Annotated in this window: 14 protein-coding genes; 4 read left to right on the forward strand and 10 right to left on the reverse strand. The window is 66.5% G+C overall.

Features of this window, described 5'->3' with window-relative positions; genetic code table 11:
• Positions 1–4: 4 nt before the first annotated feature.
• The gene (locus BT183_RS17240; protein WP_072345789.1) at positions 5–1,474 is read right to left on the reverse strand and encodes a mannitol dehydrogenase family protein; all 1,470 of its coding nucleotides are present in this window, start codon (positions 1,472–1,474) and stop codon (positions 5–7) included.
• Positions 1,475–1,575: 101 nt separating this feature from the next.
• Here BT183_RS17240 and BT183_RS17245 point away from each other — a divergent pair, with 101 nt between their 5' ends.
• On the forward strand, positions 1,576–2,484 hold the full coding sequence (locus BT183_RS17245) for a sugar kinase (RefSeq protein WP_072345791.1): 909 nt from the start codon (positions 1,576–1,578) through the stop codon (positions 2,482–2,484).
• A gap of 4 nt (positions 2,485–2,488) precedes the next feature.
• On the opposite strand, the gene BT183_RS17250 is transcribed toward BT183_RS17245, so the two are convergent.
• Entirely contained in the window at positions 2,489–2,668 is a 180-nt protein-coding gene (locus BT183_RS17250; RefSeq protein WP_072345793.1) for a hypothetical protein, read from the reverse strand.
• 26 nt (positions 2,669–2,694) lie between these two features.
• On the reverse strand, positions 2,695–3,474 hold the full coding sequence (locus BT183_RS17255) for an SDR family oxidoreductase (protein WP_072345795.1): 780 nt from the start codon (positions 3,472–3,474) through the stop codon (positions 2,695–2,697).
• Positions 3,475–3,643: 169 nt separating this feature from the next.
• On the opposite strand from BT183_RS17255, the gene BT183_RS17260 reads away from it, so the two are divergent.
• Positions 3,644–4,561, forward strand: coding sequence for a VOC family protein (locus tag BT183_RS17260; protein WP_072345797.1), 918 nt, complete (start codon positions 3,644–3,646; stop codon positions 4,559–4,561).
• On the opposite strand, the gene BT183_RS17265 is transcribed toward BT183_RS17260, so the two are convergent.
• Positions 4,539–5,630, reverse strand: a complete 1,092-nt coding sequence (locus BT183_RS17265) for a threonine aldolase family protein (RefSeq protein WP_072345799.1) — start codon at positions 5,628–5,630, stop codon at positions 4,539–4,541. The genes BT183_RS17260 and BT183_RS17265 overlap by 23 nt on opposite strands.
• Before the next feature lie 163 nt (positions 5,631–5,793).
• Here BT183_RS17265 and BT183_RS17270 point away from each other — a divergent pair, with 163 nt between their 5' ends.
• Positions 5,794–6,339, forward strand: coding sequence for a DUF924 family protein (locus tag BT183_RS17270; RefSeq protein ID WP_072346352.1), 546 nt, complete (start codon positions 5,794–5,796; stop codon positions 6,337–6,339).
• 4 nt (positions 6,340–6,343) lie between these two features.
• Here BT183_RS17270 and BT183_RS17275 read toward each other — a convergent pair whose 3' ends face one another.
• The 4 genes from BT183_RS17275 to BT183_RS17290 form a co-directional block, all read right to left on the reverse strand.
• Positions 6,344–7,231, reverse strand: coding sequence for a hypothetical protein (locus BT183_RS17275; protein ID WP_072345801.1), 888 nt, complete (start codon positions 7,229–7,231; stop codon positions 6,344–6,346).
• The gene (locus BT183_RS17280; RefSeq protein ID WP_072345803.1) at positions 7,228–8,109 is read right to left on the reverse strand and encodes an ABC transporter ATP-binding protein; all 882 of its coding nucleotides are present in this window, start codon (positions 8,107–8,109) and stop codon (positions 7,228–7,230) included. Before BT183_RS17280 ends, BT183_RS17275 begins: the two co-directional genes overlap by 4 nt.
• Positions 8,106–8,462, reverse strand: coding sequence for a GntR family transcriptional regulator (locus BT183_RS17285; protein WP_072346354.1), 357 nt, complete (start codon positions 8,460–8,462; stop codon positions 8,106–8,108). Before BT183_RS17285 ends, BT183_RS17280 begins: the two co-directional genes overlap by 4 nt.
• An 83-nt stretch (positions 8,463–8,545) precedes the next feature.
• Positions 8,546–9,973: a mannose-1-phosphate guanylyltransferase/mannose-6-phosphate isomerase gene (locus BT183_RS17290; protein WP_072346356.1), complete on the reverse strand. Its 1,428-nt coding sequence runs from the start codon at positions 9,971–9,973 to the stop codon at positions 8,546–8,548.
• Between the two features lie 124 nt (positions 9,974–10,097).
• Between BT183_RS17290 and BT183_RS17295 the strand changes: the two genes are divergently transcribed.
• Entirely contained in the window at positions 10,098–11,339 is a 1,242-nt protein-coding gene (locus BT183_RS17295; RefSeq protein WP_072345804.1) for an aminopeptidase, read from the forward strand.
• A gap of 119 nt (positions 11,340–11,458) precedes the next feature.
• Here the strand turns inward: BT183_RS17295 and BT183_RS17300 are convergent, their stop codons facing one another.
• On the reverse strand, positions 11,459–11,725 hold the full coding sequence (locus BT183_RS17300) for a DUF2934 domain-containing protein (RefSeq protein WP_177282605.1): 267 nt from the start codon (positions 11,723–11,725) through the stop codon (positions 11,459–11,461).
• A gap of 68 nt (positions 11,726–11,793) precedes the next feature.
• Complete coding sequence (locus tag BT183_RS17305) at positions 11,794–12,285, reverse strand: YciE/YciF ferroxidase family protein (RefSeq protein WP_072345808.1); 492 nt, start codon at positions 12,283–12,285, stop codon at positions 11,794–11,796.
• Between the last annotated feature and the right edge of the window lie 55 nt (positions 12,286–12,340).

The following is a 12,340-nucleotide window of genomic DNA, read 5'->3' on the forward strand; positions in this document are numbered from 1 at the left end:
TCCCTCAGCCCGCCACCTTCCGCACCGTCTCGGCCGCACCCACGGCGAAGAGGCTGTCGAGATGACGTGTGACCGTCTCGCGGAAGCCCTTGTGCTGCGGCAGCTCGGTGCCGAACACCTCCTCCAGCGCAAAGAGCCCGTCGGCGAGGCGCGTGGCGTCGCGGCCGGCGGCGTCGGCGATCGAACGGAGGCGCGCCGCATGGGGGTCGCGCACGTCGATGGGCGCGCCCTTTTCATCGATGCCGGTGACATAGCGCATCCAGCCGGCCACCCCGAGCGCGGCACGCGTCACGGGCAGGCCCTCGGCCAGCCGGTCGGCAATGGTGCCCAAAAGCCGCTGCGGCAGCTTCTGGGTGCCGTCCATGGCGATCTGCCAGGTGCGGTGCTTGAGCGCGGGATTGGCGAAGCGCTGCAGCAGCGCATCGCGATAGGCCTCGAGATCGGCGCGCGGCATCGGCAGCGTCGCCATGACCTCTTCGGTCATCAACCCGTGGATCAGCCTTGCGATCCCCGGATCGGCGATGGCTTCGCTTACATGCTGATAGCCGGCGAGATAGCCGAGATAAGCGATGCTCGAATGGCTGCCATTGAGCATTCTGAGCTTCATCAGCTCGAAGGGCTCGACATCCTCGACCAGCTGCGCCCCCACCGTCTCGAGGGCCGGACGCCCGAGCGGGAAATGGTCCTCGATCACCCATTGGGTGAAGGGTTCGGTGACGATCGGCCAGCCATCCTCGCGCCCGGTCAGCCCGGAAATCTCGGCCCGGTCGGCATCGGTCGTGGCCGGCACGATGCGGTCCACCATGGTCGAGGGACAGGCAAGCCCCGCCTCAAGCCAGTCGGCAAGCGCCGGATCGCGCAGGCGGGCAAGAGCGATGAGAATGCGGCGCACCGTGCGGCCATTGGCCGGCAGGTTGTCGCAGCTCATCACGGTGAAGGGGGCGATACCCGCCGCCTTGCGCCGCGCCAGCGCCTCCACCAGCATGCCCGGCGCGCTCACCGGGTTGGCCGGATCGCCGAGGTCGTGGCGGATATCGGGATGGTTCTGGTCGAGCGCGCCGGTCGCCGGATCGTGGCAATAGCCCTTCTCGGTCACCGTGAGCGAGACGATGCGCGTCTGGGGATCGGCCATACGGGCCAGAAGCCCTTCGCGATCGGCATTGGCGTCGATGACATCGAGCAGCGACCCGATGATGCGGCAGCGCGTGCCCGAGGCGTCGCGCACCGCGAGGGTATAGAGAAAATCCTGCGGGGCCAGCGCATCGCGGGTATCGGGGCGGCGCAGCGAGGCACCGATGATGCCCCAGCTCGGGTCCGCGCCCAGAAGGCTGTCGACATAGGCGGCCATATGGGCGCGGTGAAAGGCCCCGATGCCCAGATGCACGATGCCCGGCGTCACCGCGCTGCGCACATAGGCGGGACGCTCCACCGCGTTCGGCAGCCCGGCCAATGCGACCTCGGACAGTCTGGTCATACCCTCTCTCCCGCTCAAAGAACCCGCGGCGCACCGGCCGCGACGATTGCCAGCGGGTTTATCGCCGTCCTATATCGCTGTCCACCTTCAGGAGGCAGAGCATGACCAAGCGGCTGGTAAGCATCGGCGAGGCGATGATCGAGATGAGCGGCGGGGAAGACCGCAGCTACCGTCTCGGCTTTGCCGGCGATACCTTCAACACCGCCTGGTACATGAAGGCGCTGCTGCCCGAGGGCTGGCAGGTCGATTACGTCACGGCGCTGGGCGATGACCTCTACTCGGCCCAGATGCGCGCCTTCATGGATGGGGCGGGCATCGGCACCAGCCACATCCAGACCATTCCGGGGCGCCGGCCGGGCCTCTACATGATCCACCAGCAGGATGGGGATCGCCATTTCACCTATTGGCGCGGCCAGGCCGCCGCCCGCATGATGGCCGAGGACCGCTCGGCGCTCGAGGCGGCGCTGGCCGGGGCCGACATGGTCTATTTCTCCGGCATCACGCTGGCCATTCTCCACCCGCGCGCCCGCGGCCGGCTGATGAAGGCGATCGTCGCGGCCCGCGATGCCGGCGCCCGCGTCGCCTTCGACCCCAATGTGCGCCCCGCGCTCTGGACCTCGCAGGCCATCATGGCCTCGACGCTGACCGCCGCCGCGACCATCGCGGACGTGGTGCTGCCCACCCATTCGGACGAAAAGCCGATCTTCGGGGACGCCGATCCCGAGGCCACGGCGCAACGCTATCGCGACATCGGGGTCGATGAAGTCGTGGTCAAGAACGGGGCGGAGCCCGCGTTGGTCGTTGGCGGAGGCAGTTCGGTGCTCGTCCCGGCGACGCGGCCCGAGCGCATCGTCGACGCGACGGCGGCGGGGGATTCCTTCAACGCCGCCTATCTCTCGGCGCGCATTGCGGGCGCGAGCCCCGAGGATGCGGCGAGGGCCGCCCATCGGGTCGCCGGCATCGTCATCGGCCACAAGGGCGCGCTGATCGACCCCGAGCTCGTCCGCTGAGCCCTCAGTCGGGCCGCTCGGCGTCTTCTTTGGCGTAGTCGGCGCGCGTCGCCGCTTCGGTCACGGCCTTTTCGCGCGGGGTGGCATGGGCCGAGCGGCGCATGCCGAAGGCCATGGCAAGCCCGAGGATGATGGCCCCGCCGAGCACGGCGAAAAGCCAGAAATAGGGTCCGAGAAAATCCATCGTCAGTCTCCTTTGTGCCGCGCGCGTCAGACGAGCAGCGATTGCGCTCCGTCGATCCACACCGGCGTCCCGGTGATGTGCTTGGCGCGATCCGAGACGAGGAAGGCGACGAGGTCCGCCACATCCTCCGAAGCGCCGGGCTTGCCCTTGGTCAGCGGAATGTCGCCTTCAGGGAATTCGGCCGGAACCTCGGCATCCTCGGTGTTGCGCCGCTCGGTGTTCTCGTCGATCTCGCTCTCGATCGCCCCGGGGCACACCACGTTCACCCGGATGCGGTGCTCGGCCAGCTCGAGGGCCAGCATCTGGCCCAGCGCCAGTTGACCGGCCTTGGTGGTCGAATAGGCGCTCGCGCCGGCCGTCGTGAACGTGCGCGTGCCGTTGATCGATGAGGTGATGACGATCGCCCCGCCATTGGCCTTCATCAGCGGCACGGCGTAGTGGATCGAAAGATAGGTCCCGCGCAGATTGACCGCGATGGTCTTGTCCCATTCCTCTGGCTTGAGCTCCTCGATGGGCGCCCAGACCCCGTTGACCCCGGCATTGGCAAAGAGGATGTCGAGCCGGCCGAAGCGCTCCCGCACCTTCGAAAACAGCGCCTTCATGGCTTTGTCGTCGGAGATGTCGCAATCTGCGATCATCGCCAGGCGGCCCATGGCCTCGATCCCGGCGGCAACCGTTTCGAGCTCGTCGCGGCTGCGGCTGACGAGAACGACGTCGGCGCCCTCCTCCGCCAGCTTCAGCGCCGTGGCTTCGCCGAGGCCCGAGCCTGCGCCCGTCACCATCGCGATCCTGCCTTCGAGCTCCATGCCATGCCTCCTTGCAGTCTTTTTGCCGTGCAAGGGGAATGATGGCCGGGCTGGCAAGTTCCGGCCGGGGTCATGAAATAACGAACGCAGCGGTCGGTCCGTTGCCGATGGTCGAACGACCGTTTGCCACTTACATGGCTGTCAGTTCCAGTCCCACCCGGAGGGTGCCATGTTCGCCGTCGAATCGCAGGCTGCCGTGCGCAGCGCGCCCATCCTGCCTGTCACCACCACGCTCGGTCCGGTGCGTATCGGCATCACCGACACCGATCGCGCCTTGGCAATCTGGCGCGATGTCGTCGGCCTCGATGTGCTGGCAGAGACCGCCGACACCCTCTCGCTCGGGATCGGCGAGGCCGTGCTCATCGAGCTCGTGCGCGATGCGGTCCGGCCCGTGGTGCCCAACACCACCGGGCTCTACCACGTCGCCATCCACGTGCCGACCCGGCGCGATCTTGCCGCCATGGCCGCCCGGGCGCTCGAGCGCCGCGTGCGGATTTCGCCCACCGACCACCTCGTCAGCGAGGCGATCTATCTCTGGGATGCCGATGGCAACGGCATCGAGATCACCTTCGAAACCCCGTGGCGCGGCAGGCCCGGCGGCCCCGAGGAAGGCGCCTATGCCATCGCCACCGATGGTCGCCCGCATTCGGGTCGCGAGCCCATCGACCTGCGCGGGCTTCTGGCCGAACTGGGCCAGGGCCCCATCCCGTCGCGCATGCCGCAGGGCACGCGCATCGGGCATGTGCATGTGCATGTCACCGATCTTTACGCCGCCCTGCGCTTTTATCGCGACGGGCTGGGCTTTGGCGGGCTCTTCATCATGGCCGAGTGGGGCATGGGCGATGTGACGCTCGACTACATGCCGCACGCCATCGCCTTCAACATCTGGGCCGGGCCCAATGCCCGCCCGGCACCCGCGGGCGCGGCAGGCCTCAGGCACTTCACCATCGTTGTGCCCGATGCCGAAACGCTCGCAGCCATGCGCGACCGGCTCTCGGCCATCGGGGTCACGGTCACGCCCATCGATGGCGGCTTCGAAGCGCGCGATCCGGCGCAGAACCGCGTCAGATTGGTGGCGAGAGCATAGCGGCGAGGCCGGCGCGTTCGTCCGGCAGGAGGTCGAGAAACTGGTCGACCTCCGCTTCGCTGGTGGCAAAGCTCGTCACCAGCCGCACGAGCTTTTCGCCTTGCGACAGGCGCAGATCGCCCATGCCGGCATCCACCGGCCAGGCATAGAACTGCGCGCCCGCCTCGCGCAGCCGGGCCAGCGTCTTGTCGCTGAACACCGCGAAGACCTCGTTGGCCTCGACATCCCAGCCCAGTTGCCCCGCCCCGCTCTGGGCGATGCCATCGGCAAGCCTTTGCGCCATGGCGTTGGCGTGCCGGGCATTGGCCAGCCAGAGATCGGCTTCGAGATAGCCCTCGAACTGAGCCGCCACGAAGCGCGATTTCGAGAACAGGTGCCCGGCCCGCGCCCGCAGCAGCTTGAGGTCCGGAAACCGGTCGGGCTTGAAGCAGAGGATCGCCTCGGCCGCCCAGCAGCCATTCTTGGTGCCCCCGAACGATAGGATGTCGATCCCCGCCTTCCAGGTCATTTCCGCCGGCGTGCAGCCCAGCGACACCAGCGCATTGGCAAAGCGCGCGCCATCCATCTGCACCACGAGCCCGCGCCGGTGCGCGATGTCCGAGAGTTCGGCAAGCGCATCGAGCGAATAGAGCGTGCCCATCTCGGTCGCCTGGGTCAGCGACAGCACGGTGGGGCGCCCGAAGCGGCCGGTCTCGGGCAGCTCTTCGAGCTTCTGGATCAGCCCCTTGGGCGCGATGCGCCCGAAGCGGGTGGGCAGCGGCACGATCTTCATGCCCCCGGTATGGAATTCGGCCGCGCCCCATTCATCGACATGGATATGGGCGCAAAGGCTCGAGAGGATCGCCCCCGAGGGCCGCGCGGCCGCGGAAAGGCTCACCACATTGGCTGCCGTGCCGGTGCCGGTGAACGCCACTTCGAGGCTGGTTTCGAACAGCGCCTCGAACCGGCTGACGACGCCGCGAGACAGCGCATCCGACCCATAGGCCGGGGCAAAACCATCGGCGTTGCGCTGGAGCGCCGCCATCACGGCCGGACTTGCACCGGCCCAGTTGTCGCTGGCAAAATTCATGAGCCGGACGCTAGTGTTTTTGCTCGGGAAGCGGAAGCCCCGATTTTTGCAACCCCCGGACCGCGCCGGGGGCCGCCGCCGGTTGCGCAACCCCGGCCCGCTCCTCCGGGTTTCGCCCAAAGGCAAAACGCCCTACCCTTGCGCCCAAATGGAGACATCCACGATGATCAGGCCCGATGCCGTCCTCACCTTCTGGTTTTCCGAGCACGGGCAGTCGGACTGGTTCGGCGGCGGACCGGCCTTCGATGCGCTGATCGCCGAAAAATTCGGCGAGGCCCATGCCGGCATCGCCAGGGGCGAGGCGTGGCAGTGGCGACAGACGGCCGATGGCCGGCTCGCCGAAATCATCGTGCTCGACCAGTTCTCGCGCCAGCTTTTTCGCAACGATCCGCGCGCCTATGCACAGGACCCGATGGCGCTGACATTGGCGCAGGAAATGGTGGCGCAGGGGCTCGACAGGGCGTTGCCCGATGAGCGGCGCATGTTCGTCTATCTGCCCTACATGCACTCGGAATCGCTGGCGATCCACGACGAGGCGCTGCGCCTCTACACGGCGCTGGGCAATCCGGACACGCTCGACTACGAGCGCAAGCACCAGGCCGCCATCGCCCGCTTCGGCCGCTACCCCTTCCGCAACGCTCCCCTTGGGCGGACATCGACGCCCGAGGAGGAGGCCTATATGGCCGAAAACGCCGGCCGGGGCTTTTAAAACCCTATTTGTCGAGCACGCGCCGCCGATACTCGCTGGCCGCGACGATGAAACCGAGCGCCACCACAAGTCCGATCCCCATCTGCGTCCAGTCGATGGTCTCGACAAGGCTTGAAAGCAGAGCGGGGGCGGAGATGGGGGTGTCGGAAAACAGCGCCCCCTGCATCTCACCGCGCTCGAAGCCGAACTGGAAGCGGCTGCGCAGGAACGACAGGATATAGCCGCCATCCGGGCCACCGGAGCCATAAAGGAGAAGGTTTTCCATGATCCCGACAATGCCGGGAATGAGGAAAGCCAGCGGCATCGACCAGCGGCGGAACACCGTCGAGAGCATGCCGACCCAGGCATAGAAGGGCGCATACCAGAGCAGCGACAGCCCGAGATAGCCCAGCGCAAGCGCGCCGACATTGGCGAGCGCGCTCAGCGCATCGGCCGGCAGCGGCGGCGCCAGCGTCGGCAGGCGCACCGCCCCGACCGTCACCGCCAGATAGAGCAGCGTGGCCGAGGCAAGCGCAAAGGCGAAGATGATGGCCGGGAACAGCAGCGCACCCGAGAGCGCCTTGGTTGCGAGCACGCGCAGGTCCGAGACCGGCATCGACTTCCAGAACAGCATGGAATTGCCGCGGCTGTCGGCCGAAAAACTGTCGGCGAAATAAAAGAACAGCGCCGCCATGAGATAGGCCCACCAAAGCCCGCCCATCACCACAAGCCCGACCTCGAACATCTTGCCCAGCGTCGGCGCGCCCACGCTCACGGCCATGTCGACGCGATCGGTGAACAGTGACCCGGCTACCGAGAGCCCGAACAGCACGAGAATGATCAGCGGCGCATAGAGAAACGCGCCGCGATGTTCGAGATATTCGCGCTTCATCAGCGCCAGCGTCGTCTTCATGATCTCGCTCCGCTCGGGCGTTCCATCAGCGCCACGAAGAGGTCGCTGAGGGTGGGCGTGGAGAGGGCGCCGAAGCCCGAAAGCTGGCCGCGTGGGCGGCCTTCGAACACCATCACCGTCTGGCCAAAGCGCGTTTCCTCATAGATTGGCCCCAATGCGCGGGCCGCCGGTGCCCTGTCGCCATCGGCGATCACCAGTTGCGCATAGGTCTGGGCCACCTGTTCCATCGGCCGGTTGAGCACGATCGCCCCATCGCGGATGAAGATGATGTCGGAGAGCATGAACTCGATCTCGTCCACCTGATGGGTGGTGATGAGCAGCGTCCTGTTCTCGGTCATGTAGTCTTCGATCAGCCGTCGGTAGAAGCGCTTGCGATAGGTGATGTCGAGCCCCAGCGTCGGCTCGTCGAGCACCAGAAGCCGCGCATCGATCGCCATCACCACCGCCAGATGCAGCTGCGCGATCATGCCCTTGGAGAGATTGCCGACCTTGGCGCGCGGCTTGACATCGGTGCCCTCGAGAAACCCCATCGCCCGCTGGCGCGAGAATTTGGGGTGAATGCCCTCCACGAGATCGAGCACTTCGGAGACCTTGAGGAAACGCGGCAGGCTCGCCACGTCTGAGATGAAGGCGACATCTTCCATCAGCCTGGCGCGGTTGCGATAGGGATCGCGCCCGAGCACCTTCACCTCGCCCTCATAATCGGTGAGGCCGAGGATGGCATTGAGCGTCGTGGTCTTGCCCGCGCCATTATGGCCCACGAGCCCGTAGATCCGGCCCGATGGAATGTCGAAATCGAGCCCGTGCAGGATCTCGGTGCGCCCGAAGCGCTTTTTCAGTCCCCTGACGGTGACGATGGGCTCGGCGGCAGCGGTCATTTCGGATCGTCCCGGGAAAGGAGGTCGGCGGGGTCGAGTTGCAGGGTCTTCATGCGGGCGCGGATGCGGGGCCACTCTTCGGCGAGGAATTTCTCGCGCTCATGGGCCAGAAGCCGCACCCGCGCGCCATGGGCCACGAACATGCCCAGCCCGCGCCGCGTCTCGACCACCCCCAGATCGACCAGCCGCTCATAGGCCCGCGTCACGGTCAGGGGGTTGACCGAAAGGTCGGCGGCGATGGCCCGCACCGATGGCAGCGCCTCGCCTTCCCCCACTCCGCCCGAAAGGATCATGGCGGAGAGGCGGTCCCGGATCTGCAGGAAGATCGGCTGGCTGTCGTCGAACCCGGTCATGGCATCCGTCTTGGTGATATAGTCTTCTAGCACACCATACCACTACAGGCAAGCACGATGCCGCCCGCCCGGCTCCACCGCGGTCAGGCCCGGCCGAACTCGTCGGCGATGCGCACGATGTCGTCTTCCCCGAGATAGGAGCCGGTCTGCACCTCGATCAGTTCGAGCAGGATGCGCCCCGGATTGGCCAACCGGTGCACCTCGCCCTGCGGAATATAGATCGACTGGTTCTCGCCCAGCATGGTCGTGGTCTCGCCCACCGTCACCTCGGCCGTGCCCGAGACCACAACCCAATGCTCGGAGCGGTGGAAGTGCTTTTGCAGCGAGAGCCGCTTGCCCGGCTTGACGAAGAGCCGCTTCACCTGGAAGCGCTGCCCCGACAGCACCGAAGAATAGCCGCCCCAGGGCCGGTAGGCGGTGCGGTGGATTTCCGTCAGCCCCGCCGTCTCGGGCCGCGCCTTCAGCGCCTTGACCATCGGCCCCACCCGCTGCGCGGCCGAGAGCCGGCCGATATAGACCGCATCTTCCGACGCGATCACCGCGATATCCTCCATGCCGTCCACCGCGACATGGGCCTTTTCGCTGACGATGAGGGAGTTGCGCGTGTCGCTCAGCGTCGCGGGCCCCCACGCCACATTGCCCGCGCCATCCTTGTCCGAAACCTTCCACACCGCATCCCAGCTGCCCAGGTCCGACCAGGAATAGGCCACCGGCACCAGCGACACCTTCGCGGTCTTTTCAAAGATCGCGTAGTCGACCGAAATGTTGGGCGCCCCGGCAAAGCCGGCTTCGTCGAGCCGCACGAAATCGAGGTCGACCCGCGCATCCCGCACCGCCGCCTCGGCGGCCGCATGGCTTTCGGGCGAGAGGGCCGCGCATTCCTCGAGAAAGGCCCGCGCGCCTAAAAGGAACATGCCCGAATTCCAGTAATAGCCGCCCTTGGCCAGCATCGCCTCGGCCCGCTCGCGATCGGGCTTTTCCACGAACCGCGCCACCGCGCAGAGCCCCGGAGCCGCCTCTGTGCCGGCCTCGATATAGCCATAGCCGGTCTCGGGCCCCGTCGGGGTGATCCCGAAGGTCACGAGCCTGCCGCTCACCGCCGCCTTGCGGGCGATCTCGAGCGTTGCCCAGTAATTCTCGTCGGTCATAACCGCATGGTCGGAGGGGAGCACATGCAGCAGCGCATCGGGCACGATGGTGCGGATGGCATGGAAGGCCGCCGCCGCGATCGCCGCCGTGGTGTTGCGCGCCACCGGCTCGAGCAGCACGCCGGCCAGCGCCGCGCCCACCTCCTGGGCCTGTTCGGCCACGAGGAAGCGATAATCGGCATTGGTGACGATGATGGCCGGCCCGTAGCGCGCAGGATCGGAGACGCGCGCCAGCGTCTCCTGGAACAGCGAGCGCTCGCCGGTCAGCGGCAGGAACTGCTTGGGCCGCGCCGCCCGCGACATCGGCCAGAGCCGCGTGCCCTGCCCGCCTGCCAGGATCACCGGTATCATCCGCTCAGCCATGGTGCCGCTCCCATTCATTCACAAGGTCTAGCCGCAATTGCGCGCCCGGCTCAACCCTCTGGCAGGGCTTTGCGCGAGACGCTATGAATTTGTCTTAGTGATTGCCAAAGCTCAGGATTGTGTCATGCCCGCATCTCTCGTCGACCCCGCCAAGCTCGATACGCTCGCCGAAGTGGCGGTCAAGGTCGGGCTGCGGCTGGAAAAGGGGCAGGATCTGGTGATGACCGCGCCGATGGCGGCCCTGCCGCTCGTGCGCCGCATCACCGAACATGCCTACAAGGCGGGTGCCGGCATCGTCACCACGCTCTATTCGGATGAGGAAACCACCCTCGCCCGCTATCGCCACGCGCCCGAGGAGAGCTTCGACAAGGCCACCGGCTGGCTCTATGAGGGCATGGCCAAGGCCTTCGGCAACAATGCCGCCCGCCTCGCGATTTCGGGCGACAACCCGATGATGCTGGCCAACGAAGACCCCCAGAAGGTGGCGCGTGCCAACCGCGCCAATTCCATCGCCTACAAGCCGGCCATGGAGCGCATCGTCAATTTCGACATCAACTGGACCATCGTGTCCTATCCCAACCCCGCCTGGGCGCGGCAGATGTTCCCCGATCTGCCGGAGGATGAAGCGATCGCAAAGCTTGCCGAGGCGATCTTCGCAGCGAGCCGCGTCAACGAGGCCGACCCCATCGGCGCCTGGCAGGCCCATAACGATGCGCTGCACACCCGCACCGCCTGGCTCAACGACAAGCGCTTTGCCAGCCTGCGCTTTTCCGGCCCGGGCACCGATCTCACCGTCGGGCTCGCCGATGGCCATCAGTGGCATGGCGGCGCCTCCACCGCCAAGAACGGCATCACCTGCAACCCCAACATCCCGTCCGAGGAGGTGTTCACCACCCCCCATGCGCTGCGGGTGGATGGCCATGTCCGCTCCACCAAGCCGCTCTCGCATCAGGGTACGCTGATCACCGATATCGCGGTGCGCTTCGAGGGCGGCCGCATCGTCGAGGCCAAGGCCTCCAAGGGCGAGGCCGTGCTGCAAAAGGTGCTCGATACCGATGAGGGCGCCCGCCGGCTGGGCGAAGTGGCGCTCGTGCCCCACTCCTCGCCGATCTCGAAAAGCGGGCTTTTGTTCTTCAACACGCTGTTCGATGAAAACGCCGCCTGCCACATCGCGCTCGGCCAGTGCTACTCGAAGTGCTTCGTCGATGGCGCCAATCTCTCGCCCGAGCAGATCAAATCGCAGGGCGGCAACCAGAGCCTCATCCATATCGACTGGATGATCGGGTCGGGCGAGATCGACATCGACGGCATCGCCGCCGATGGCAGCGCTACGCCCGTCTTCCGCAAGGGCGAATGGGCCGTCTGAGGCAGCAGGGTCTCGTCCCTGTCATCTTCGGAAACGGTGACCTGCCTCAGGTCCCGCAGCGTTTCGAGCCGAAGGACATAGCGCTTCGGCTCGCAAACACCGTCTTCGGGCAGCCCGGCTCAGTGGCCGGGCGCCTCCTCCTCGTCGGGGGACGTATCGGCCTCGATGGGGGCGATCACGGCTTCCGCCTTGCGCCAGAAGTCTTCGGCGGGCGTCTCGGCAGGCGCGCCTTCGGCCAACCAGGCATCATAGGCGATCTGGCGCAGATGGGCCTCCTTGGCCCGCACCCAATAGTCCACTTCCCGGCCTTCCGGCCGGCCATCCTGTTCCCAAAGAAAATAGGCCGTACGCCTGATGGCTTCGGCCAGGTTGGTATCTTTCCGCATCATTTCTCCGGTGCGGTTTTCGCGATGAGCCGAGGGCGGGCCTTGGCCCACCCTCCGGCCCGGCCGGGTCAGGCGGCCTTCTTGTTGACCTCGGCGGTGGCAAGACCGCTGAGCTTCTTGTCGGTGGCTTCTTCTTCGGACAGCGTCTGGGCGAGCAGCTTGGCGGCATCGTTCATGCCCAGCTGCTGGGCCCAGGTGCGCAGCGTGCCGTAGCGCGCCATCTCGTAATGCTCCACCGCCTGGGCGGCAGAGACCAGCCCGGCATCGAGCGCCGAGGTGCCCTTGAACTCTTCCATGATCGACTTGCCTTCCTCGATGATGCCGAGGATCGCATCGCAGGTCTTGCCGCGGGCCGGCTTGCCGAGCATCTCGAACACCTGCTCGAGGCGCTCCACATGCGTCTCGGTCTCGTCCTGATGCTGCTCGAAGCCGGCCTTGAGCTGCGGCGACTGCGCGGCCTTGGCCATCTTGGGCAGCGTCTTCAGGATCTGCTTTTCGGCGTAGTAGATGTCTTTGAGCGTATCGAGAAAGAGGTCGTCGAGAGTTTTGTCCTGAGCCATGTTGCTTCTCCGGCGTATGTGTTTCGGCTGCCTCCACAACTTGCCGCGGCCGACA

It is taken from the genome of Devosia enhydra, assembly GCF_900119845.1.
Classification (GTDB): domain Bacteria; phylum Pseudomonadota; class Alphaproteobacteria; order Rhizobiales; family Devosiaceae; genus FPKU01.